Here is a 22601-nt window from a genome sequence, read left to right as displayed (position 1 = left end):
ATATTCAGCCAATGAACACGAACGTAGTTTATTTGTCGTCAACTACATTGGCTAAAACGCGACAGTCAGCAAAACTCCTCAAGCTTTTCCGTCTTGCGGCTGCGCAGGTCCACCACTCTGTGAATCTCGATGCGCAGTTGGCCGCGGTAGACGTTCCACATCACCAGCGCGGCCCGCCGCGCCTGCTCCTGGCTGGGATGCAGCGGCCCGCTGTCGTCGACGCCGAACTGCTCCGAGATCAGTTTCAAACGATACATCCCCCTTGAGCCCCCCAAGGCCGCGGCGGCTTCCATCGCCGCCGACAAAAAGTGAGAAATTCGCCATGCCGCCGTTTCGTTAATCCTGCCAAAATGAACCCAATGGCATAAATCAATACAAGCCAAGCGCCGTTTCGTAGATGACGGCGTGTGGTGGCTCGGTGTTTGGCGTGGGAAAACGGCGCGGGCCTTTAGCCCATGGCATTTATTGACGGCTTTTGCCGCTCTTGTGAATGATTCTACCCATTACTAGCAGTATCAGGCAAAGATTCCTGAATTAATTCACGCAGTTGTAACATAAACCAAGGGGAGTTATTCCAATGCCGCGCCGGGCCAGGCGGAACCGCCGCTGAGGCGGCCCGGCGCTTTCGAAACCGGCTAGTGAGCCAGTGCGTGCACGTCGTGCAGCTGCGGACGGCGGATGCGCGCCAAGGCGGCGTCTATCGTCGGGGTGTGCTCTCCCCAATAGCCGTGGCGCGCCAGGCAGTCGGTAGCCACCAGCGCCGCATCTATCATGAAACGCTCTTCCAGCAGCAAACGCTCGACTTCGGCAAACGGCGTCAGGATGTGCTCGGCCACCTCGCCGTCCTGATTACAGGGGATTTCGCCGGACTCCAACCACAGGTCGAAAGCGTAAATCCATTCGCGATGCAGGCCTCGCTGCACAGGGCGCTCGGCCAGCAGCAAGCTGGATTGCGGCAAGCCCAACACCTGATCGCGGCGCACGCCGGCTTCCTCCCAGCCCTCGCGCTCCAGAGCCAGTTCAATGGTCTCTCCGGCGGCCACCCCGCCGCCAACCAGATTGTCCATGCGATTGGGGTCCACCGCCTTGTGCGGACTGCGGCGCCCCACCCACATCCGCACTTCGCCGGACGGCAGCCGGGTCAGCCCGTTCAGGTGCACGGCGCGGCTGGTCAGGCCCAGCGGACGGAAGGCGGCCCGCTCCAGCTCAAAATACGGGGCCCCATCGTGACGGAAGGCGGTGAAGTTTTCATTGCGCCAGCCATTGAGCCAGCCTGCCTGCTGCCAGCGCCGCGCCGCTTGGGCCAGCGCATGGCTGATGCTGCGGTAACTGCCGTCGAGACGGCAATGCAGTTTCTGGTATTGCTCCTCGAACAGCTGGGATTCGCTGTTCAGCAAACGTTCCTTCCACGCCGCGTTGACCCAACCCAAGCGCTCCTTGCCGATATACAAGGGCGTGAATTGCTGACGATCAAAACGGGTGATCTTGTCGAGATAGGCCAGAACCGCATCCACTTGCATTGCCGACTCCGCTGCGATGTGTTTCGGGAAGGCTGCATCTTAGGATGCTTCTTCGGCTTTGACTATATCTGGCGTAACAGCCGGCAAATAAACAGATTATTTTGCGGTAGGATGTTGCGGAATTGTCTCGGTGGCCAATACGAAAACCGCGTCGCCCATTCAATTTAACAACAACGTCATTTCAGTTTGTCGGCCAGCCCGGAGTAACGTTGCGGCGCCGCCTCTGCCGCCTGTTCCCACACCAGCTGCGCGCCGGACACGACGAAGCGCTCCCGCGCCCGGGTGATCGCGGTATACACCAGCGCTCGGTTTAGCAGCGGCCCCGCCGCCTCCGGCAGCTGCAAACAGACTTCGCCGAACTCGGACCCCTGGCTCTTGTGCACCGTCATCGCGTACACGGTATCGTGCTGCGGCAGGCGGCCGGGAGCGAACTCGCGCCAGCCGCCGTCGTCTCCGGGAAAAGCCACCCTCAAGCCGGCCTCGCCTTGCACCGTGAAGCCGATGTCGCCGTTGAACAGGCCCAGGCCGTAATCGTTCTCGCTGATCATCACCGGACGCCCCGGATACCAGTCTCGGCCGGCCGGCTTGTCCCCATCGGCTTCCAGTTGTCTCTCAATGCGCAGATTGAAGGCCTCTACCTGCCGCCGCTCCGCCGCCAGCAACATGAAACCGGCGAAGGCTCGCTGGCGCTCGGCCAGGGGCTCGCCGGCGCGCACCGCCCGCCAATACGGCCGCCAGCGCGCCAGCACTTCCGCCGCGTCCAGCGTCGGCACCGCCTCCACATCGCGCCAAGCCGGATCTTGCAACACCGCCCAACTGCCGGCGCCATCGCCGGCGTTCACCCTTCTCGCCAGTTCGCCAATGCCGGAGTCGGCGCCGAAACGATGGCTGTGAGTGAGCAGCGCCACGCAATCGGTGAGTTTGCCTCCCGCGCCCGGCGTGGGCAGCAAAGTTTCGCCGCAGTTCACCCGCAGCCACTCCAGCGTGTCCGGCCGGTAATGGATGTTGGCGCACAAATCGCCCAGCACCGCGCCGGCGTCCACCGAGGCCAACTGATCGCGATCGCCCAGCAGAATCAGCCGCGCTTGGGACGGCAGGGCCTCCACCATGCGCGCCATCAAGGACAGATCTATCATCGACGCCTCGTCCACCACCAGCACGTCCAGCGGCAAAGGGTTGCCTGCGTGGTGGCGCGGCGCCGCCGCGCCCGGACGCAAGCCCAGCAGGCGGTGCAGAGTCTGCGCCTGCTGCGGCAATTGCCGCAGTGTTTCCTCGGCCAAGTCCAGCCGCTCGCGCGCGCCGCGGACCGATTCCGACAGCCGCGCGGCGGCCTTGCCGGTGGGCGCTGCCATCGCCATGACCAGCGGCCGCGGCGACAGTCCGGCCAGCAAGGCCAGCAACTTGAGCACGGTGGTGGTCTTGCCGGTGCCCGGACCGCCGGAAATGACCATCAAGCGCTGGCGCGCCGCCAGAGCCGCCGCCAGCTTCTGCCGGTCCGGCCCCGTAGCGGATGCCGAACCGAACAAGGCCTCCAGCAGCGGACGCAAGCGCGCGCCGTCCAGCGCCGGCCCCGGCTCGGCCAGGGCGGCCAGGCGCTCGGCAAGCCGTGCTTCATCGAACCAGTGACGGGCAAAATACAAGCGGCCGGCCGCGTCCAGGATCAGCGGAGCGTAATCGCCGGGGCGGCCAACCAGCGCGCTGGCCTGCAAGGCTTTGCGCTCCGGACGCTGCGCCAGCGGCAGGCAGACATGGCCGGCCTGATTGGCGCTGGCCAGTTCATGAATCAGCGCCAACGCGGCCTCGTCCACGCCGGGATCGAGGCGGGCGAACAAGTGAGCCAGTTCGGCGGGCAACAGGGCTTGCTGGACAGACATGGGCGGGAATCCGGATGCTTTGCGCTCCGCGCGGCGCGGAGCCTGAATGGAAAGACTGGAGGCGCTTCAGCGCAATTTGCCGTTATCTTGCAACTGCTGAATCGCCTTGTCCAATTGCGGCAACAGTTGCCGGTATTGCGGATGCAGACGCAACATCACCGGCACGCTGCCTACGGCGTCGCCGGCCGCGCAGGGCTGCGCCTCCGGCGCGCGGTTCAGCAGCGCGTCCAGCTGACGCTGGCTCAGGACGATGGCCTGCATGCTGCCCTGACGCAGGCCGCTGAGCAGATCGCTCTCGCTGGCGGCCTCCATCCGCTTGAGCTGACCGCTTGCGAAACCGGGCTCCAGCACAGGGTAGGTCCTCCCCTGCAGCACGCCCAGACTCAGGCCATTGAGGCTGGCCGGCGTCGCCCCCTTGCGCCGCTTGCCGGCGGCGAAGCACAGCCGCAGCGTCTGTACGTCGATGGGCCGAGTGTAGAAGCCGGCCACCGGGGACAAGGCGCGCCAGGCCGGATTGACCCCCACCTCCACATCCACCTTGCCCACCTCGAACAATTGCTGCAGCCGCGACGACGGGTAGTACTCCAGTTCGAAGCGGACGCCGCTGTGCCGGCCGATCAGCTCCAGCGCGGCACGGTACTGAGTGGCCAGCGCGCCGTCCTGCGCGCTGTAGAGCGGGCCAAAACTGTCATTGGCCACACCAGCGCGCAGGCTGGGCGCCGCCGCGGACACGGCCTGCGCCGCCAGCAGCAAGGCAATCAGGCTGGCGCCGCGCTCAAGCAAGCCGGGCTTCCAGCGCATCGCAAATGGTTTTGAGAATTTTGATGCGTGCATAGTATTTATTGTTGGCCTCCACCAGCGTCCAGGGCACTTTGCTGGTGCTGGTGCGGTCCACCATATCGCTGACGGCCAGCTTGTAGGCGTCCCACTTGTCGCGATTGCGCCAGTCTTCCTCCGTGATCTTGAAGCGTTTGAAACCGGTTTCCTCGCGTCCTTTGAAGCGCGCCATCTGCTCTTCCTTGCTGATGGCCAGCCAGAATTTAACGATGACGGCGCCGTTTTCGCTCAGTTGATGCTCAAAGTCGTTGATTTCGTAATAGGCGCGCATCCAGTCCGCCTCTTTGGCGAAGCCTTCCACCCGCTCCACCAGCACCCGGCCGTACCAGGTACGGTCGAAAATGGTGATGCCGCCCTTGCCCGGCACATGACGCCAGAAGCGCCACAACCAGGGCTTGGCCTTTTCTTCCTGGGTGGGCGCGGCGATGGGCACCACTCGGTAGCGGCGCGCGTCCAGCGCCTGGGTGATGCGGCGTATGCTCCCGCCCTTGCCGGCGGCGTCGTTGCCTTCGAAAACCAGGACCAACGAATGCTGGGCGAAGCGCGGATGTCGGGTCAGCCGGTGCAGCCGGCCCTGCAATTGCTCCAGTTCGGCCTTGTACTTGGCCTTGTCCATGGATTGGTCCAGTTGCAGGGTATCCAGCAACAGCTTGTTGTCTATCGGCGCCAGCAACGGCGGCGCGTCTATCAGCTCGGCCTTAGAACCCTGCGCCTGCGCCAGCCGGTTGCGAATGGCGTTGAGCAGGGTGTTGCCCACGGTCAGGCTGCGGTAATTGGCGTCCTCGCCGTCCACCACCACCCAGGGCGCGGCGGCGGTATTGGTCAGCCGCAAAATGTGCTCGGCGGACTTGCGTATCTTGTCGTAGCGCTCGTAATGCTCCCAATCGGTCTTGGTCACGCGCCAACTGCTGGCTGGATCTTTTTCCATCTGCTTGAGCCGCTTGTGCTGCTGCTCCCGAGTCAGATGGAACCAGAATTTCAGCACTAACGCGCCGTCCATGGTCAGCATGCGTTCAAAGCGCAGGATGTCGAAGATCTGCTTGTCCAGCGCGTCGCGGTCGCTGCGGGCGAACACCCGGTCGAACAAGGCGTCGGAGTAATAGGAGCCGAAGAACATGCCGATGCGGCCCTTGGCCGGCAATTGCATCCAGTAGCGCCACATCCAGGGACGAGCGCGGGCGTCGTCGTTGGCCTCGGCGAAAGCCACGGTGTCGATCAGGCGCGGGTCCAGCCATTCGTTGATCAGATTCATGGTTTCGCCGCGACCGGCGCCGTCGAAGCCGTGAATCAGGATCAGCACTGGAAAGTCGGCCTTTTCCTTTAAATCGTATTGCAGGTCCAGCAAGGCCTCGCGCAATTTGGGCATGGCTTCGCGGAATGTCTTTTTATCGATGCTGTGGCCGATTTCGGCGGATTCAAACATGATGCGTCCTTGGTTTTAACCTGCTCCAAAGTCTCGCGAGCAAGAACGAGACAAGGCGAAAACAGCTGAGAAAGCGGAATGTACCGGTGGTACATGAGCATTTCGAAGCTGTACTCACCGTGTGACGTCTCACGACGCTCAGCGGACTTTGAGCAGGTTCTTATTGTCGGCCCGCGCCCGGTGCCACTTTCCCCTTCCGGCCGCGTTCCACTCCAGATAGTTCAGCTTAGTCCTATGACCGCGGCTTGCGCACTCCGCATTCCTACGCATGCCCGGCGAACCATTGGTCCAGCGCCTCCAGCAGGGCCGGTGCGGGTTGGTCGCTCCATATCCCGCAAGCCTCGACGCCGACGCCGCGCAGATAAAGATAACGCACGCCGCCGAAACGGGCGGCGAAGTCCACGCCGCGGACGCTGAAATAGCGCCGCAGTGCCACGCAGTAAATCAGGTATTGCAGGTAATAATGTTCTTGGGCGATGGATTCCGCCAGCCGCTCGGCGCGATAGTCTTCGTGCCGCCCTCCCAGGTGGTTGGATTTATAGTCCACTAAATAGATGCGTCCGCCGGACTCGAACACCAAGTCCATGAAGCCCTTGAGAAAACCGCGCACGGTGGAAAAATCCAACTGCGCCGCCGCCGCGCGCAAAGGGGCGGCCAAGCCGTGTTCGGGCGCGGACAGGATGGCGGCCAGCTTCGCCACTTCCAACCTGGGCGCCGGCAACATGAACTCCATTTCCACCAGCCGTTTGCCGTCCGGCACTTCAGCCAGCTTCACGCCCGGGTCCAGTTCCGCGTTCAGCGTCGCCGTCACCATTTCGCAAGCGGCATCGCCCCACTCCGGCGCAAAGCCGTGCTTGGCCAGAGCCAGCTCCACCGCCTGCCGCAGCCCGGCCGCATCGACGCCGAAGCTGATGGTTTCAAAAATCTCATGCAGGCAGGTACCGGCCTTGGCGCCGCGCGGAAAACCGAAACGATCCAAGACCGGGGGCGCTTGCAGTTCCGCCGCCACCGCCGACTGACCCGCGTCGTGGTCCGGGCTTTCCTGCCATTTGCCCGCCGCCTGCGCATGGGTCAACGAGGTGAAACTGGCTACCCGCCACGGCGCGGCCAGCCGGCGCGAGAATGTCTGGGCCAGATAATTCCGTCCTGTTTCGCGCCGCGCGGCCAAGGCCGGCCCCACGCCGCTCTCCTCCAGCACCGCGCACGCGCCCGACGCCTGGGCGTTGGCCGCGGCCGCGAAAGCGCCCAGCTCTCGCCTTAGCACCTCGGCGTCCAACTCCAGCGCCTCCAGTTCCGGCAGCGCGCGCGCGCCGCGGCCATGCAGCAGCCAGCTCAAAGCCGCCGTCTCCATGCCCCGCACCCAGCCCCAGCACAGGTATTGGCGATACTGCGCCCGAGTCAGCGCCACATAGAGCAGGCGCAGCTTCTCCGCCAACAACTCGCTGCGCGCCGCCAGTTTCACCCCGGCGTCGGCCGCGGCGTCCGGCGCCAGCCAGGATTGATCTTCAGCGTGGTAGCGCCAGAACGCGGCGTCGCGCCGTTCCAGCGCCCCGCCCCACAGAAAGGGACAGAAGGCCACTGGATACTGAAGGCCCTTGGCGGTGTGGATGGTGACGATCTTGACCAGGGCCGCGTCGCTCTCCAACCTCAACACCGCCTCCTCTCCGCCCGGCGGCTGCGCCACTCGCGTTTCCAGCCAGCCCAGCAGCGGCGCCATGCCCTGACGCTGGTCGCTCTCTTGTTGCAACAATTCAGCCAGGTGCGACAAGTTGGTCAACCGTCGCTCGCCGTCCGGCAGCGGCAACAAGCGTTCCGCCACCCGTTCCCGAGCGAAGAAATGCCGCCAAGCCGCCATGAATCCGCGCTCGCGCCAAAGCAGATGGTCTGCGGCGTTGGCCTGCAGTTGCGCTTCCCAGCGCGTCTCGTCCTCCACCCTGGCCAGCAATTCGCCGGCGTCGACCCCGGCCAGTTCCGTCACCAGCGCCGCGCGCAGACGCGCCTCGCTGGCCGGCTCCGCCCAAGCGCGCAGCAAGGCCAGCATCTCGCCGGCCTCGCGGCTGGCGAACACGCTTTCCTGGGTCAGCGCCACGCTGGCCACGCCGCGCTCCGCCAAGGCCTGGCGCACCCGGTCACCCTGACGGTGGGTGGACACCAGTACCGCGATATCGCCGCCGGCCAAAGGCCGTCGGGCATCGCCGGCGACGATGGCGGCGCGGCCGTCGGCGGCCAGCGCCAGCAAGCGCGCGATCTCGTCGGCGCTGGCGTTGGCCGCCAGTTCGGCGGCGTTCTCGCCGCTGGCGGCCTTGTCCGCCTTCTCCGGCTGCAGCCATTGGAAGCAGAACGGCGGCCTGTCGTCGTCGACCTCCAGCCGGCCGCCGGAGGCCGGTTGCGCCGCCACCGGCTGATAGGCGATGCCTTCGATCAGAAACGGCAGCTCGCGCGCGAACAAGGCGTTGACGGTGCTCACCAGCGGCGCCTCGGACCGACGGTTGGTGTCCAGCGTGTAATGATGTTGCGCGTCTCCGCGCGCCGCCAGGTAGGCGAAGATGTCTGCGCCGCGAAAGCTGTAGATGGCCTGTTTCGGGTCGCCCACCAAGAAGACAGGCCGCTGCTGCGCGACGAAGCAATGTCGGAAGATCGAGTACTGGATGGGGTCCGTGTCCTGAAACTCGTCGATCAGCGCCACCTGAAAGCTGCGGGCCACGTGAGCAGCCAGCAGCGGGCCGCTGATCGGATCGGCCAGGGCCGCCCCCAGGTCGGTCAGCAAATCGTCGAAGCTGCGGCTGCGCTCGCCCGCCCGGCGCGCGCTCAGTTGCTGGTTGGTCCAGGCGATCAGTTCCAACTTGAGCTGGGCCACGGACAGCGCCACTTCGTCCAGATAGGCGTCCCAGGCCCCCAGCCAGGCCTCCGCCAGCCCGAACAAGGGATGTTCCGGCGCGGCGTGGCCTTTTTTCATTCCCTTGGCCAGCGAAGCCGGCAGCAGCTTGTCCAACTGGCGACGGCTTTCCTTATCCAGCACCGGCGTGGTTTCCGGCGCCGCCAGCAGGCCGTCCAAAGCGCCTATGGCGCGCTCGATGATGGCGGGGCTGTAGCTGCGCGCGTTGAAACCGGCGGCGGAGCGCAGCAAATCGGCCGCCTCCGCCGCGTATTCCGGCCGCGCCGCCAGCGCCCGCCAGCCTTGCTCCACCGCGAGCAAGGCGCGCTCCAGGCCGGCGGTGTGCGGCGCGCGCATGCGCAGATAAGGTTTGGACAGATAGGGCCGGATGTCGGCCAACCAACCGTCCGGGGTCTCCCCGTTGTCCACCAGCACTTGGGCAAGCAAGGGGTCGTCCACCACCCGTCGACGCCAAAAATCGTCGACGATTTCGATCAGGCGATCCTCGTCGTCGCTGACCAGTTCGGCGTCGAAGGTCTGGCTGCTTTCAAAAGCGGCGTCGGTCAGCACCCGCTGGCAGAAGCCGTGGATGGTGTAGATGGCGGCGGCGTCGAAGCCGGTGATCGCGGCGTTAAGCCGCTGCGACGCCTGCTCCCGCGCCGAGCCGGGCGGAAAGCGCGCCGCCAGCGCCGACAGGAAGGGATCTCCGCCAACCTCGCCGTCTCCCGCCAGCGTCTGGGCCAGCTCGCTCAGCCGTCGGCGCAGGCGCTCGCGCAGCTCGGCGGTGGCGGCCTTGGTATAGGTAACCACCAGCACTTGATCGACAGTGGGCGGCGGCTGGCCGTCGCGCTCTTCCAGCAATAGCCGGGCGAACAGGGCCGCGATGGTCCACGTCTTGCCGGTGCCGGCCGAAGCCTCGATCAGGTTGATGCCGGTCAGCGGGCAGTTCAGCGCATCCAGCGCTTGGGGAAGCAGGCTCATAATGGCGACACTTTAATGCGATTTGAGCATTTAAACGACCCGGAAAACGAGATTAGACGCGCTTGTCCACACCGCGCGCCCACGTTCAGAAGCGCTCGTCCAAGATCGCGGGCAGGACGATTTCCCGCGCGAAGGAAGCATCGGACAAATTCAGCAAAGCCCGCGTCAAGCTCACTACGTCATGCAGCGGGATCAGATGACCGGCTCCTCGTTCGGCGGCTTGCTCGCGGGACACGGACAAATCGTCCTCCGTGTTAAGGTAGCCCAATTGCAGGCACGTCACGGCCAGCCGCTGTTCGCGGTACTCCTCTCGCAGCGCGTCGGCCATGCCGCTCAAGGCGAACTTGCTAGCGGCGAAAGCCACTTCGGGGCGGCCGCTGCGCGGAAGGCCCGATGTCGACCCGGTCAGGAACAACTGCGGTTTGGCCGCGCCCGACATGCGCGGCAACACATGCTTGAGCAAGAGAATGGTCGAAGCGATATTGACCTGGACCACTTCCATCAGCTCCAGATCCGAACAACGGGAAAACGCATAAGACGGCTCGAACGCCTCCCGCTCCCAAATGCCCACATTGCACATCACCACGTCCAAGTGTTCCGGAAGCGCGCTAATGACCTGTTGCACGGCCAGGGCCGGATTGGACAAGTCGGCTTCGATCCAGTCCACGCCAACGCCGGTTGGCGGCTTCAAGCCCTCCGGCCTGCGCCTGGAAACGCCGATCACCCGGTCCCCTTTTGTCCCCAGCCCTTCGACAAAAGCCTTGCCAAGCCGCCGGCTCGCTCCAATGATCAGTATATTCACGGCTTCTCCAAAATGAATCCGCGCGGCGGTCCCGCGGCAGTACCAAACGAGAAGGATACTCGATTCGTCGAATTTGTCGGCTGCGCCGACAAAGGGGATAATCGCCGCCCGAACACCCGCACTCAAGGCCAGACACAATGAGCGACGCCGCAATCCGACTTTCAAAACGCATGGTGGAGCTGGGCCTGTGCACGCGGCGCGAAGCCGACGCCTGTATCGAACAAGGACTGGTGAAAGTGGACGGCCAGACCGTCACCGCGCTGGGCAGCCGGGTGGAACCGCAACAGCGCGTCGAACTCATGGGCCGGCCCGACGCGCAGCGCGAAGCGGCGGTCACCCTGCTGCTGCACAAGCCCGCCGGCGCCGAGCCGCTGGCGCTGCTGGGGCCGGACAGCCAGTTGCCGGGCGATATCAGCGGGCTGAGCTGGCTGCCGCGGCATCGCCAGCATCTGCAAGGTTTCGGCGCCATCGCCGACCACGCCCACGGCCTGGTGGCGCTGACCCAGGACCGCAAGCTGGCGCAGCGGCTGGCCGATTGCCAGCTGGAGTTCCTGATCAATGTCGACGCCGCGCCCGCCGCCGGCGACCTGCAGCAGCGTCAAAAAGGCTTGCGCCCCGGCGGCAAGCCGCTGCGCGACCTCAAGGTTTCGCGCCAAAGCGACCGTCAGCTGCGCCTGGTGCTCGCGGCGCGCGACGCGCGCTGGCTGGACGATATCTGCGCCGGCCTGGGCGTCAGCCCTCTGGCGCTGCGCTGCATCCGCATCGGCCGGCTGGCCATTGGTCAGTTGACCGCCGGGCAGTGGCGTTATGTGCCGGACTTCGAGCGTTTCTGAGAGCTTAGTTTCATGCCCAGGGCCAATGCCGCCGCCGCGTTGCGCGCGGCGCGGCTCACATTGTCCGCGGCCTCGGCCAAAGCCTGTTCCTGACTGCACGGGCGGCTGACCGCGGCGAACACGGCGTCCAGCCCGTGCGCGTGGGTCAGTTCGCTGCCCGCGCCCAAACACCCCCCTATCGCCAGCACCGGCACGCCATATCGCTGAGCGACGCGGGCGACGCCAATCGGCGTCTTGCCTTGCACGCTCTGGCTATCGATGCGGCCTTCGCCGGTCAGCGCCAGATCGGCGTCGGCCAGCGCCGCGTCCAGGCCGATGGCCTCCGCGACGATGGCGCTGCCGGAACGCAGACGGCCGCCCAGGCAAGCCAGCAGCGCGGCGCCCATGCCGCCGGCCGCGCCAGCGCCGGCCTCCCCTGCCGCGGCCACTCCGGACGCGGCCTCCATCAACACCGCGAAATGCGCCAGCGCCGCGTCCAGTTCCGCCACCATCTCCGGCGTCGCGCCCTTCTGCGGCCCGAAAACCGCCGACGCGCCGCGCGGGCCAATCAGGGGGTTGTCGACATCGCAAGCCACATCGATGCGGCAGGCGGCCAAACGCGGGTCCAGTCCGGACAGGTCCAGCCGCGCCAGTCTCGCCAAGGCCGCGCCGCCGGCCGGCAGGTCTCGTCCTTCCGCGTCCAGCAGCCTGGCGCCCAAGGCCTGCAACATGCCGGCGCCGCCGTCGTTGGTGGCGCTGCCGCCTATGCCCAACACGAAGCGGCGCGCCCCCGCGTCCAACGCGTCGCGAATCATGTCGCCGGTGCCGTGGCTGCCAGTCAGCAAGGGGTTGCGTCGCGCCGGCGGCAACAGCACCAGACCGCTGGCGGCGGCCATTTCAATCACCGCCACGCCGTCCGCGGTCAAACCGTAGCTCGCGGACAGCGTCTCGCCCAGCGGGCCTCGCGCCGTGGCCTCGCGCCGCTGGCCGCCCAGCGCGTCCAACATGGCCTGCACCGTGCCCTCGCCTCCGTCCGCCATCGGCAGCTTGTGGTAGAGAGCGGCGGGGAATACCTGGCGGAAGCCGTCCTCTATCGCCTGAGCCACCTGCAGCGCGCTCAGGCTTTCCTTGTAGGAGTCCGGGGCAATCACGATTTTCATGCGGTTTTCAATCACAAAAGATGACAAGAGCAAGATATTAGCGATTGACCAGCCGCGGCGGAATCCTCAGCACCAGCAGCGCGCCGGCCAGCATCACTCCGGACAGAATGTACAGCGCCGGGTCCGTGCTATGGGTCAGGTCCTTGATCCAGCCCACCAGGAAGGGGCTGACGAAACCGGCCACCTGTCCCAGCGAATTGATCAAGGCCAGCCCGCCGGCGGCGGCGGCGCTGCCAAGAAAGGCGGTGGGCAGCGGCCAGAACATGGACAGGCCGGCCAACGCGCCCATGGTGGCCAGGGTCAGACCCAGCATGGACAGCCAGACCGCGCCGCCGCTATTGGCCGCCAACAGCAGGCCAAGCACGCCCATCAGCAGCGGCAGCACCACGTGCCAGCGGCGCTCCCCGCGCCGGTCGCCGGAACGGCCGACCCAGACCATGAAGAAACAAGCGGCCAAGTAGGGCAAGGCGCTAAGCCAGCCGATGACGCCTGCGCTCTGGAACCCCAGGCCCTTGATGATGGACGGCAGCCAGAAGTTGATGGCGTACACCCCCATCTGGATGGCGAAGTAAATCGCGCCCAGCATCCAGACGTTGGCGTTGCGCAACACGCTGGCGAAAGACTGCTCCATTGGACGCTGCGCCGCGCGCCGCGCCTCATCGTCGATCAGAGCCTGTTGCATCGCCGCCTTTTCTTCCGCGCTCAGCCAGCGCGCCTGGGCGATGCCGTCGTTCAGATAGAAATACACGCCCAGGCCCAACAGCACCGTGGGCAGGCCCTGTAACAGAAACAGCCATTGCCAGCCGGCCAGGCCACCTTGTCCGGCGGCGAAATGTTGCAGCATCCAGCCGGACAAAGGCCCGCCCAGCACGCCGGACACCGGGATCGCCGACATGAACAACGCCATCACCTGACCGCGTTTGTCGGCCGGGAACCAACGGGTGAAGTACAGCACGATGCCGGGGAAGAAACCGGCCTCGGCCACGCCGGTGAAAAAACGCAGCACATAAAAAGATTGCGGCGTGGAAACAAACATCAGGCAGGCGGACAGCGTGCCCCACACCAGCATCAGCAGCGCGATCCAGCGCCGCGCGCCCACCTTGTGCAGCATCAGGTTGCTGGGCACGCCGCACAACACATAGCCGATGAAGAAAATGCCGGCGCCCAACCCGTAGACGGTTTCGCTCAAACCCAACGCGTCCAGCATCTCCAGCTTGGCGAAGCCGACGTTGACGCGGTCCAGGTAGTTGAACAGGTAACAGACAAAAATAAAGGGAATCAGCCGCCACACGGCTTTCTTGTAAGCGCCGGCCAGAATGTCTTGCCGCGGCGCGCTCAGGGTGTCGCTAGGGTTCAAATCCATCTCCTCTGCGCACGGGGGCCGTCCCTCCGGCGCGTCTCCTTGGTTCTGATGAATATTGTTTTTGTATTGTGCCGCCCATTCTGGTCAGCGCGCTCGGAAAATGCTTCATGCAAACGCACTATTTATATCGGATCAATCCACGGATATATTGGGCAAAAGCACATCAACGGGAGTGTTCATGTCCATTCTGACCACGGAACTGGCGCAAGACATCGTCAGCCGCACCATGCGCATCATCCCTTTCAACGTGAATGTAATGGATGCCCAAGGCGCAATCCTGGGCAGCGGCGACTCCGACAGGCTGGGGCAATTGCACGATGGCGCGCTGCTGGCGCTGGCGCAGCGGCGCACGGTGGAAATCGACGACGTCACCGCCGGCAAACTGCACGGTTCCCGCCCCGGCATCAACCTGCCCTTGCATGTGGACGGCCGTATCGCGGGCGTGGTCGGCCTTACCGGCCAGCCGGAGCAGGTGCGCCAGTTTGGCGAATTGGTACGGCTCACCGCCGAGATGATTCTGGAGCAGGCCCAGTTGCAGCGGGCGCTGCAACACGATGCGCGCCAGCGCGAAGCCTTTGTGCTGGAATGGATACGAGGCGAACCCGGCCCGGCGCTGGACGCTTGGGCGCAGCGGCTGGGGCTGAGGCTGGAACAACCTCATGTGGTGCTGAGCCTGCAACTGGACGAAGACAACTTGGCCGCCGATCAGGCCCAGGCAACGCTGCAGCAGTTGCAATCAGCGTTGGCCGCACGCTGGCCGCGACTGCTTAGCGCGGCCACCGGCCCTTACGAACTGGTGCTGGTGGAGGCCTGCGAGGAAGACGGCGAAGCCGAGCGCGAAGCGCTGCTGCAACGCCGGCTGAGCGCGCTGGCAGGCTGGCTGGAGGAGATGGAGACTCCCGGCTTCCGCCTGGGCATGGGCATTGCGCTACCCGGACGGGACGGCGCGGCCCAATCCTGCCTCAGCGCGCGCGCCGCCGCGCGCATCGGCCGGCAACGGCAGCCCAAAAAACGGGCTCACAGCTATTACGAACTGGCGCTGCCCGTGTTGCTGTCCGGCCTCGACCACGGCTGGCAGGCCCAACAATTGCGGCAGCCGCTGCAACGGCTGGAGCAAGCCGGCAAGAGCGGGCTGCGCCGCACCGCCGAAGCCTGGTTCGCCCATCAATCGCATCCCGGCGCCACCGCGCGGGCGCTGCACATCCACCGCAACACGCTGGACTACCGGCTGGACCGCATCGCCGAAATCACCGGCCTGGATCTGGAGCGCCACGAGGACCGTTTCCGGCTCTACGTCGCGCTGCTGCTGGGCTGAAACTCACTCGCCGCCGGCATCGGCTTCAGGCTGCCGGCCTATGCGCTTGAGCCGCGCCGGCTTGGCCCCCTGCTGCGCCAGCGCGATTTCCAGCAGAGTCTCCAAGCGGATCACGCGCTCGGTCAGGCTTTCAATCTTAGCCTGCTGGCTTTTCATCGCGCCGGCCATGCGCTCCACCTTGTCGTTCATCTTGATCACGGTGGTCAGCGCGTCCCACATCTTGTCGCCCACGCCCATCACGCCACCCGCTTGCCGCTGGCGCGCGCTTCCATCGCGGCGATGCGGCGGTTGGAAGCTTCTACATAGTTCAAGGCCTCATCGATGGCAGCGCCGGCCTGGGCGGTGGTTTTCTCCATCTGCGCCATCATGCCGGCCAGCAAGGCGTCGTCGTCCCCGGGCCGGAAGGCATCTGCGGCGCGACGCATGAATTCGCCCACCGGCAGGCCTGCGGCCTCGGCCAGCGCCTTGTAGCGCTTCTTGTCCTCCGCGGTGACCAGCACCGGAATCCGCTCCATTGTCATTGCCCAAGCTCCCTGATCGATGGTCATGTGCAGCACATGACCATGGTAGGCATCCTGCTGTGACGAAACAAGACCAAGGCTGCATATGGACACTTTTTGAGAGGCGGGCTTCCAGCCTGTCTCTAATATTGCCCCTGTCGCGATGCCCAAGATCGCCCTCATTGCTCAGGACTGCCATATGCCTTCCATTCCCTTTTTCTCAAGTCGCCCCTCCCAACAGCCAAGCCCGATTGAAGCTCAACTGCTCGCCAACGCGAAAACCCCGGCGGAACGCCGTGAAGCGGAAAATCTGTTTGCTCAGGTGAAACAGATACGCAATACATCCGATTCGTCAGCATCCACGCCGCCGCCCGCCGCCTTTCCACTCACCTTGAAAAACGTTCTGCTGAGCAGCCTGTATGTCCAGGCCGGGGTCCAGCCGCTGCTCAACCGAGAATCAGAGTTGCTTCCAGCGTCTTCCGCGCCGTACGCCTTCCCCTCGGCGCTGGTCCAGGCCCACAGCCAGCCCTCTCCCCTTTCCGCGCCTCCGCAGCCGGAAACGCCGCTGCTCCGCCAAGTGCGCCATGTCGTTCCCAAACCCAAGACCACGACCACAACCGCCGCGCCTGACGACGTCAAGATCGTGAAGATGTTTGATTTTTCCTGCATGAACGAAGGCGAGAATCTGTCCTTCGCCCAAGTTCTGCGCCAAATCGGCAAAACCTTGCGCAATCCCATCACCGCGCTGGCCACGGAAAGCAAGCATGTCGACAGCTGGAGACACGGCCGCAGCTGCGCCACGTCCGAGGAGATCTCGGCCATCACCGACATCACAGAGAAAGTCGATGCCATCACCTCTCAAGTCCTGACTCTGCTGCCAGGCAGCCAGCCCTTGGCCATAGCCCAATACATCGTCGGTCCTCTGCTAGAGCATGCCGCCAATGACCTGGAGGGCAAACCCACCTCGCGGGAAGAAGAGCTTAACCTGCTGCAGCAAGTGACCCAACAAGCCCGCTTCAGCATTGAAGGGATGAGCCATGCCGAGCGGCAGCGCTTGCAAACCGCGCCTCAGCCTGCCAACAAGGCGTCAGGAATAAACCTGCCGGTATTTCATCTCAAAAATGGTCGTAACCACATCAAACTCAAAGCCAACGGCAAGCACCATGACGTGGCCTTGTTGGAGAAAGATGGCCGCAGCTTTGCGCAAATCCCGGCCAAGCAGCAGGGCAAGTTCGCAAACCGCGAAGTCTACTTCAACCATCTCGCACAGGAATGGCGCTTGCTGGGTGATGGCAAATTCCGGCATTTCAGCAAACAGGAACAATTAGCCGCCCATACACTGGCACTGGGTCCGCATCACTTGCATCGCTCCAGCAGTGCGGGCACGCCTCACGTCTATAACGTTCACAACTCCTTAGGGGCGCAACCGGCGCGGCTAGAAGCCATTGAGCTGTTTGGCCGCCTGGTGCCCTACCGTCACGAGCTCGCCACCGGCAAGGAGTACATCTACGATGCCCGCCGACCGGACGCCGCGCCCCAGGAAGTGGAAAACCGCCTAGGCGAGTGGCATCTCAAGCACGAGCTCACTCGACAGGCCACCCCCGAACTGCGCGCGGCCATCGCCAAGCACGATATCGCGCCGCTCGCCCTGGACGAGCGCCAACTCTCCACACCCAATCACTTTGGCATCCAGCGCACCGGCGATGGCCAATATGTCCTGGCCATCGACCAGCGGTACTACCCCGTTCAACGACACGGCAAGCACATTCAGCTTGGGGGCGCCCGCAATCTGCACATAGAGCTGAGCGCCCACGGTAAGCGCATCGAGGTGGGGCTGACCAAATCAGCCAACCTGGACAATCCCGCATTCAAACTGGTTGATATGCCCATCATCGGCAAGCCGCTTAAAATCCGGGCCGCGCGTAAAGCCATAAACAAAGCGCTGCCGATTGCGCAAACCAAAATCGCCAATGCGATCCAAGCTTTGAACCGCTCCGACCTTCGCCCCCAGGTCCAGTTGGCGGAAGAGGCCTATTTTGGCAAAACCTTCCATCAGGAGCCGAAACGCTTGGCTCAGCTGACCAAGTATCTGGACCAGATCCGGAACGATCTGGCACGCATCGACACCGCCAACTTCAATTTCGATAGCCGGGTCGGCTCTCCCACCACGGTGGCGGAACTATCCAGGGAGCAATACCAGATGCTGGGCCGCAAACCCAATTCAAAAATCATCAATGTTGGCCGCGATGGCTTCTACGCCTATTACGAACGGATGGGCAAAAACCCGAGCGCGGTCGCTGATGTACTGATCCATGAACTGTCACATGGCGGCCCCAACACGCTGGACTTCGCTTATGTCGGCACACAAAAACAGGCCCGGGTCGGTGATGTCGATGTATTCGAACTGATCAATCTGGCGAATAAGCATATCGAGAAGGATAGCCGCTACGGCGGCGCCGATCTGGCGCAGATCAACAACATCAACATTGAGTTCAAAGGACTCAAGAACGCCGACTCCATCGCCCAGTTCGTCTCCTTTCTGGGCAAGGCGGATAGCGACCCTGAGGGTTTCGAGCGCGACTACCAAACGCTGAAGGACGCCGCCGAGCGCTCTGACCATTTTCAGCAACGCCTGCCTGAAGGCGTGCCGGTAAGCCGCAACCGCCGCGCCATCGATACCTCGGCCCCGTCACTACCCCCGCTGCTGCTGTTGGCGGAACGGCAAAGCGGCCGTTATCACTTGTATCGTCCGCTAGCAGGCTGATTCACGTGGCCCGCCGCCGGGCATGGTCTGATGTCCCTGCCCGGCCCGCCGATACGCTAAACTGCTCGGTTTAGACTTCTGGCGTAATCCCACATGGGCCAGCCCTCTGCTCCCCTCTCTCTCTCCCGCCGGCTGGCCTGGACCGCCGCCGCAGGCTGCCTCGGCTACTATTTGCTGCTGGCGCTGCGCCCGTCCTGGCTCGGCGCCAAGTTCGCCGGCTGGCCGGCGTCCGTTCTGCTGGCGCTAGCCATGTTCCTGCTGTTCTTCCTGCTGGCCGCCGGTTACGCGCTGGCCGCCGGCCGCGCCGACGACTCGGAGCGCCGATGAACCACGCCTCCGCCTTTTTCCTTTTTTTTGTGTTGCTGACCCTGGCCATCACCGCCGCCGCCGCGCGGCGCACCGCATCGGCCGGCGACTTCTACACCGCAGGCGGCCGTATCCGCGGCTGGCAGAACGGGCTGGCTCTGGCCGGAGACTATCTATCCGCGGCTGCCTTTCTTGGCGCCGCCGGCATGTATCTGTCCCAGGGCTACGATTCGCTGGCCTACGCCGTCGGCACCCTGGCCGGCTGGCCGCTCTTGCTGTTATTGCTGGCAGAAAAACTGCGCGGCAGCGGCTGCTACACCGCCGCCGCGGTGCTGGGCCGACGCTTCGACCACGACGGGGTGCGGCTGGCCGCCAGCGTCAACTCGCTGACGGTGACGCTGTTTTATCTGATCGTGCAGATGGTGGGCGCAGGCAAGCTGATCGAACTGCTGTTCGGCCTGCCCTATCTGGCCGCCGTGAGCCTGGTGGGGGCGCTGATGGTGCTTTACGTGGCGCTGGGCGGCATGCTGGCCACCACTTGGGTACAAATGGTCAAAGCAGTGCTGATGTTCGGCTGCGCGCTGCTGCTGGCCGGCGGCGTGCTGGCGCGCTTCGGCGGCGACCCGGCGCGGCTGTTCGCCGCCGCCGAGGCGCTGCGCGGGCCGCAAGTCTTCCTGCCCAGCCCGGCGCTGAGCGATCCGCTGGAAGTGCTGTCGCTGGGCCTGGGCCTCTGTCTGGGCCTGCTGGGCTTGCCCCATGTGCTGATGCGCTTCTTCACCGTGCCGGACCGCCGCGCCGCGCGGCAGTCCGCCTGCTTCGCCACCGGCCTGATCGCGCTGTTCTTCGCCGTCAACATCGTCATCGGCTACGGCGCCCTGGCCTTGGTGACGCCGGAGCCCGGCTTCCACGACGCCGCCGGCAAGCTGCTGGGCGGCGGCAATATGGCCGCCATCCATCTGGCCACCCGGCTGGGCGGGCCGGCCTGGCAGGGCCTGGTGGCGGCGGTGGCTTTCGCCACCATCCTGGCGGTGGTGGCCGGCCTGGCCATGGCTGGCGCCAGCGCCATCAGTCACGACCTCTACGCCGCCTGGTGGCGGCGCGGCCGCGCCGATGCCAACGCCGAACTACGGGTATCGCGATGGGCCACCGTCGGTCTGGGTCTGCTGGCGCTGCTGCTGTCCACGCTGTTCCAGCAGCAAAACATCGCCTTCCTGATGGGCCTGGCCTTCGCCATCGCCGCCTCCGCCAATTTCCCGGTGCTGCTGCTCGCCCTGCACTGGCCCGGCCTCAGCGCGCGCGGCGCGCTGTGGGGCAGCCTGGGCGGGCTTGTCGCTGCGGCGGCGCTGATCGTGGCCGGCCCGGCTGTGTGGGTGGGCGCGCTGGGCCACGCCAAGCCGCTATTCCCTTACGCCAACCCGGCGCTGTTCTCGGTGCCGCTGGCCTTTGCGCTGGCTTGGCTGGGTTCGCGCCGCGGCGCAACGGCGGTATCATCGGCTAGCCAAACTTCGAATCGATCCCAACGCTCATGACCACACTGACTCTTTACGGCAACCGCCTGTCCGGCCACAGTTACAAGGTGCGCCTGGCGCTAATGCTGGCCGATGTTTCCCATGATTACGTTCACGTGGACCTGACTGTGCCGCGCGAGCAGCGGCCAGAGGATTTTCGCGCCGCCAGCCGCTTCGGCGAAGTCCCTGTATTGGTGGCCGACGGCACCGCGCTGTGCCAGTCCAACGCCATTCTGCAATGGCTGGCCAATAATTTCGGCCAGCTCAGCGGCGAGCACGGCAGCCGGGAAACCGTGCGCGAATGGCTAAGCTGGGAAGCCAACCGCATTGGCCTGTCGGTGCCCAATCTGCGCTGGTCGCGGCTGAATCGCCTCCCGCAGCCGGAGGTGGAGGCCTGGCTGGAACAGCGCGCGCGCGCCGATCTGGACACTCTGGACGCCGCGCTGGCCGAACAACCCTATCTCGCCGGCCAGCGGCCGAGCATCGCCGACCTGTCCGCCAGCGCCTATCTATGGTGGCTGGCCGACGCCGGCCTCGACATCGCCGGCTGGCCGCGGGTCCAGGCCTGGCTGGAACGCATCGCCCAACAGCCGGGCTGGCAGCACCCAGACGTGCTGATGGCCCCGGATATTCCCGACTGAGCGCCCACGGAGCCCCGCCATGTCCCCCCGTCCCGATTGCATCCGACACTGGAGCGAGTTGATCGAAGCCGACTCCCAAAGCTACCCCGACAGCCGGGAGCCGCTGGCGCGGGGTGCGGCGCTGGGCAAGCATTACGGTTTCGCCCGGCTGGGCATCCATCACGAACTCTTGGCGCCGGGCCAACGCACCAGTTGGCCGCACGCCGAAAAAACCGAGGATGAATTCGTCCATGTGCTGGAGGGCGAGCCCGACGTCTGGCTGGACGGCGCGCTGCAGCGGTTGCGGCCGGGCGATTCAGTCGGCTTCAAGGCCGGCACCGGCCTGGCTCACACCTTCATCAACAACACCGCGCAGCCCGTGCGCCTGCTCTGCGTCGGCGACGTCAACCGCGCCGACAACCAGGTGCACTACCCGCTGCACCCGGCGCGCAACGCCGCCATCGGCCCTCTGCACTGGAGCGACGCGCCGGAGCGGCCCTTGGGCGACCACGACGGCTTGCCCGACCTGCTGCGCGCAGCCGGAGGCCCTTTCTGACATGCGCGATTTTCTCCAGGCCGTCGCGGCTCTGATCGGCCCGGCCCATCTGCTGACCGACGCCGCCGACACCGCGCCCTACACCCTGGACTGGCGCCGCCGCTACCAGGGCGTCCCGCTGGCGGTGGCGCTGCCCGGCAGCACAGCCGAGGCCGCCGAGCTGGTCAAGCTCTGCCGCCGCCATCAGGTGGCCATCGTGCCGCAAGGCGGCAACACCTCCACCTGCGGCGCGGCCACGCCTGACGCCAGCGGCCGCCAATTGGTGGTGGCGATGCGGCGCCTGCGCGCCGTGCGCAGGCTGGACGCGGACAACAACGCCATCACCGTGGAGGCCGGCGTCACCCTACGCGAAGTGCAACTGGCGGCGGAGCAGGCCGGCCGGCTGTTTCCTCTGTCGCTGGCCTCGGAAGGCAGTTGCCAAATCGGCGGCAACCTGTCCACCAACGCCGGCGGCGTGGCCGTGCTGCGCTACGGCACCATGCGCGAACTGACGCTGGGCCTGGAAGTGGTACTGCCGGACGGCAGAGTGCTGGACGCGCTGGCCGGCCTGCGCAAAGACACCACCGGCCTGGATCTGAAGCAATGGTTCATCGGCGCAGAGGGACAACTGGGCCTGATCACCGCCGCCACGCTCAAGCTGTTCCCGCTGCCCAGCGCCCGCGCCACGGCGCTGATCGGCGTCGACGACATCGAAACCGCCATTCGCTGGCTCAACGGCCTGCGCCAACGCTTCGACGACCGCCTCACCGCCTTCGAGGTGATCGAGGCCGATTGCCAACAAGCGATAGCACGCCACCGGCCCGGCCAGTTGCCGTTCACCGCGCCTTGGCTGCTGTTGATCGAGTTGTCCGACGGCGGCGACGACGCCGCGCTGAACGAGGCGCTGCTGGACTGGCTGGCCGGGCAGACCCCGCGCGACGGGGTGGTGGCGCAAAGCGAGGCCGAGCGACGCAAGCTGTGGCTGCTGCGCGAGGAGATTTCGGAAATCCAGAAACAGGACGGACCCAGCATCAAGCACGACATTGCGGTGCCCACCTCGGCCTTGCCGCAACTGGTGCGCGAGTGCGGCGCCGCCCTGCGCCAGGCTTACCCCGGCGTGCGCATCGTCGCCTTTGGTCACGCCGGCGACGGCAATCTGCATTACAACATCAGCTACACCCGGCCCGGCAACGTCGATCTGTTCGACGACGAGCCCGCGGTCAACGCCATCGTCTACGACCACGTCTACCGGCTGGGCGGCACGCTGGCGGCCGAACACGGCATAGGCCAGCTCAAACCGCAATGGCTGGAACGCTACAAGGACCCGCTGGCGCTGGAGTTGATGCGCACGCTCAAAGCCGCGCTGGACCCGGAGCGCTTGATGAATCCGGGCAAATGGCTGTAAG

At 65.3% G+C, this 22601-nt stretch carries 19 protein-coding genes; 8 read left to right on the top strand and 11 right to left on the bottom strand.

The window, feature by feature from the left end; translation table 11 throughout:
- Positions 1-65 precede the first annotated feature (65 nt).
- The 7 genes from ACUXV1_RS04455 to ACUXV1_RS04425 all read right to left on the bottom strand — a co-directional run bounded on the left by ACUXV1_RS04455 (position 66) and on the right by ACUXV1_RS04425 (position 10312).
- Complete coding sequence (locus ACUXV1_RS04455; protein ID WP_141111266.1) at positions 66-248, bottom strand: hypothetical protein; 183 nt, start codon at positions 246-248, stop codon at positions 66-68.
- A gap of 387 nt (positions 249-635) precedes the next feature.
- A complete protein-coding gene (locus tag ACUXV1_RS04450; RefSeq protein WP_446014521.1) occupies positions 636-1520 on the bottom strand; it encodes an NUDIX hydrolase in 885 nt (294 codons plus the stop codon).
- Between the two features lie 176 nt (positions 1521-1696).
- A complete protein-coding gene (gene recD / locus ACUXV1_RS04445) occupies positions 1697-3394 on the bottom strand; it encodes an exodeoxyribonuclease V subunit alpha (RefSeq protein ID WP_446014522.1) in 1698 nt (565 codons plus the stop codon).
- 66 nt (positions 3395-3460) lie between these two features.
- Complete coding sequence (locus ACUXV1_RS04440) at positions 3461-4195, bottom strand: substrate-binding periplasmic protein (protein WP_179140762.1); 735 nt, start codon at positions 4193-4195, stop codon at positions 3461-3463.
- A complete protein-coding gene (gene pap, locus ACUXV1_RS04435) occupies positions 4170-5654 on the bottom strand; it encodes a polyphosphate:AMP phosphotransferase (RefSeq protein WP_446014523.1) in 1485 nt (494 codons plus the stop codon). Before pap ends, ACUXV1_RS04440 begins: the two co-directional genes overlap by 26 nt.
- A 262-nt stretch (positions 5655-5916) precedes the next feature.
- On the bottom strand, positions 5917-9510 hold the full coding sequence (gene recB, locus ACUXV1_RS04430; RefSeq protein WP_446014524.1) for an exodeoxyribonuclease V subunit beta: 3594 nt from the start codon (positions 9508-9510) through the stop codon (positions 5917-5919).
- An 85-nt stretch (positions 9511-9595) separates the two neighbouring features.
- Positions 9596-10312 (bottom strand): SDR family NAD(P)-dependent oxidoreductase, encoded by a 717-nt coding sequence (locus ACUXV1_RS04425; protein WP_446014525.1) that lies wholly within the window; start codon positions 10310-10312, stop codon positions 9596-9598.
- Between the two features lie 137 nt (positions 10313-10449).
- Here ACUXV1_RS04425 and ACUXV1_RS04420 point away from each other — a divergent pair, with 137 nt between their 5' ends.
- Positions 10450-11145, top strand: a complete 696-nt coding sequence (locus tag ACUXV1_RS04420; RefSeq protein ID WP_114154193.1) for a S4 domain-containing protein — start codon at positions 10450-10452, stop codon at positions 11143-11145.
- Here ACUXV1_RS04420 and ACUXV1_RS04415 read toward each other — a convergent pair.
- Positions 11118-12284 (bottom strand): glycerate kinase family protein, encoded by a 1167-nt coding sequence (locus ACUXV1_RS04415; RefSeq protein ID WP_203390793.1) that lies wholly within the window; start codon positions 12282-12284, stop codon positions 11118-11120. The genes ACUXV1_RS04420 and ACUXV1_RS04415 overlap by 28 nt on opposite strands.
- Before the next feature lie 37 nt (positions 12285-12321).
- Positions 12322-13641, bottom strand: a complete 1320-nt coding sequence (locus ACUXV1_RS04410; protein ID WP_231138286.1) for an MFS transporter — start codon at positions 13639-13641, stop codon at positions 12322-12324.
- 184 nt (positions 13642-13825) lie between these two features.
- On the opposite strand from ACUXV1_RS04410, the gene ACUXV1_RS04405 reads away from it, so the two are divergent.
- Complete coding sequence (locus tag ACUXV1_RS04405; protein ID WP_043589873.1) at positions 13826-14962, top strand: sugar diacid recognition domain-containing protein; 1137 nt, start codon at positions 13826-13828, stop codon at positions 14960-14962.
- Between the two features lie 3 nt (positions 14963-14965).
- Here ACUXV1_RS04405 and ACUXV1_RS04400 read toward each other — a convergent pair whose 3' ends face one another.
- Together ACUXV1_RS04400 and ACUXV1_RS04395 are read right to left on the bottom strand one after the other, a co-directional pair.
- Complete coding sequence (locus ACUXV1_RS04400; protein ID WP_043637090.1) at positions 14966-15199, bottom strand: hypothetical protein; 234 nt, start codon at positions 15197-15199, stop codon at positions 14966-14968.
- The gene (locus ACUXV1_RS04395; RefSeq protein ID WP_043637093.1) at positions 15199-15483 is read right to left on the bottom strand and encodes a hypothetical protein; all 285 of its coding nucleotides are present in this window, start codon (positions 15481-15483) and stop codon (positions 15199-15201) included. The genes ACUXV1_RS04400 and ACUXV1_RS04395 overlap by 1 nt, the downstream gene beginning before the upstream one ends.
- A gap of 178 nt (positions 15484-15661) precedes the next feature.
- Here ACUXV1_RS04395 and ACUXV1_RS04390 point away from each other — a divergent pair, with 178 nt between their 5' ends.
- The 6 genes from ACUXV1_RS04390 to ACUXV1_RS04365 all read left to right on the top strand — a co-directional run bounded on the left by ACUXV1_RS04390 (position 15662) and on the right by ACUXV1_RS04365 (position 22600).
- Positions 15662-18226, top strand: a complete 2565-nt coding sequence (locus ACUXV1_RS04390) for a hypothetical protein (protein WP_446014529.1) — start codon at positions 15662-15664, stop codon at positions 18224-18226.
- Positions 18227-18319: 93 nt separating this feature from the next.
- Positions 18320-18553 carry a DUF485 domain-containing protein gene (locus ACUXV1_RS04385; RefSeq protein ID WP_052370511.1) on the top strand — a complete coding sequence of 78 codons (234 nt, stop codon included), beginning with the start codon at positions 18320-18322 and terminating at the stop codon, positions 18551-18553.
- Positions 18550-20061: a sodium:solute symporter family transporter gene (locus ACUXV1_RS04380; RefSeq protein ID WP_446014530.1), complete on the top strand. Its 1512-nt coding sequence runs from the start codon at positions 18550-18552 to the stop codon at positions 20059-20061. Before ACUXV1_RS04385 ends, ACUXV1_RS04380 begins: the two co-directional genes overlap by 4 nt.
- Positions 20058-20681, top strand: coding sequence for a glutathione S-transferase family protein (locus ACUXV1_RS04375; RefSeq protein ID WP_043637096.1), 624 nt, complete (start codon positions 20058-20060; stop codon positions 20679-20681). The genes ACUXV1_RS04380 and ACUXV1_RS04375 overlap by 4 nt, the downstream gene beginning before the upstream one ends.
- Positions 20682-20700: 19 nt before the next feature.
- Positions 20701-21216 (top strand): cupin domain-containing protein, encoded by a 516-nt coding sequence (locus ACUXV1_RS04370; protein WP_446014532.1) that lies wholly within the window; start codon positions 20701-20703, stop codon positions 21214-21216.
- A gap of 1 nt (position 21217) precedes the next feature.
- A complete protein-coding gene (locus ACUXV1_RS04365; protein WP_446014533.1) occupies positions 21218-22600 on the top strand; it encodes an FAD-binding oxidoreductase in 1383 nt (460 codons plus the stop codon).
- Position 22601 lies beyond the last annotated feature (1 nt).

This window comes from Chromobacterium sp. W521 (assembly GCF_052805975.1).
This window is presented reverse-complemented; position numbering and strand designations above follow the sequence as displayed.

Coding starts and splice junctions, on each gene's coding strand:
- ACUXV1_RS04450 (WP_446014521.1), bottom strand. CDS start 1,520: ATGCAAGTGGATGCGGTTCTGGCCTATCTCGACAAGATCACCCGTTTT.
- recD (WP_446014522.1), bottom strand. CDS start 3,394: ATGTCTGTCCAGCAAGCCCTGTTGCCCGCCGAACTGGCTCACTTGTTC.
- ACUXV1_RS04440 (WP_179140762.1), bottom strand. CDS start 4,195: ATGCGCTGGAAGCCCGGCTTGCTTGAGCGCGGCGCCAGCCTGATTGCC.
- pap (WP_446014523.1), bottom strand. CDS start 5,654: ATGTTTGAATCCGCCGAAATCGGCCACAGCATCGATAAAAAGACATTC.
- recB (WP_446014524.1), bottom strand. CDS start 9,510: ATGAGCCTGCTTCCCCAAGCGCTGGATGCGCTGAACTGCCCGCTGACC.
- ACUXV1_RS04420 (WP_114154193.1), top strand. CDS start 10,450: ATGAGCGACGCCGCAATCCGACTTTCAAAACGCATGGTGGAGCTGGGC.
- ACUXV1_RS04415 (WP_203390793.1), bottom strand. CDS start 12,284: ATGAAAATCGTGATTGCCCCGGACTCCTACAAGGAAAGCCTGAGCGCG.
- ACUXV1_RS04405 (WP_043589873.1), top strand. CDS start 13,826: ATGTCCATTCTGACCACGGAACTGGCGCAAGACATCGTCAGCCGCACC.
- ACUXV1_RS04400 (WP_043637090.1), bottom strand. CDS start 15,199: ATGGGCGTGGGCGACAAGATGTGGGACGCGCTGACCACCGTGATCAAG.
- ACUXV1_RS04395 (WP_043637093.1), bottom strand. CDS start 15,483: ATGACAATGGAGCGGATTCCGGTGCTGGTCACCGCGGAGGACAAGAAG.
- ACUXV1_RS04390 (WP_446014529.1), top strand. CDS start 15,662: ATGCCTTCCATTCCCTTTTTCTCAAGTCGCCCCTCCCAACAGCCAAGC.
- ACUXV1_RS04385 (WP_052370511.1), top strand. CDS start 18,320: ATGGGCCAGCCCTCTGCTCCCCTCTCTCTCTCCCGCCGGCTGGCCTGG.
- ACUXV1_RS04380 (WP_446014530.1), top strand. CDS start 18,550: ATGAACCACGCCTCCGCCTTTTTCCTTTTTTTTGTGTTGCTGACCCTG.
- ACUXV1_RS04375 (WP_043637096.1), top strand. CDS start 20,058: ATGACCACACTGACTCTTTACGGCAACCGCCTGTCCGGCCACAGTTAC.
- ACUXV1_RS04370 (WP_446014532.1), top strand. CDS start 20,701: ATGTCCCCCCGTCCCGATTGCATCCGACACTGGAGCGAGTTGATCGAA.
- ACUXV1_RS04365 (WP_446014533.1), top strand. CDS start 21,218: ATGCGCGATTTTCTCCAGGCCGTCGCGGCTCTGATCGGCCCGGCCCAT.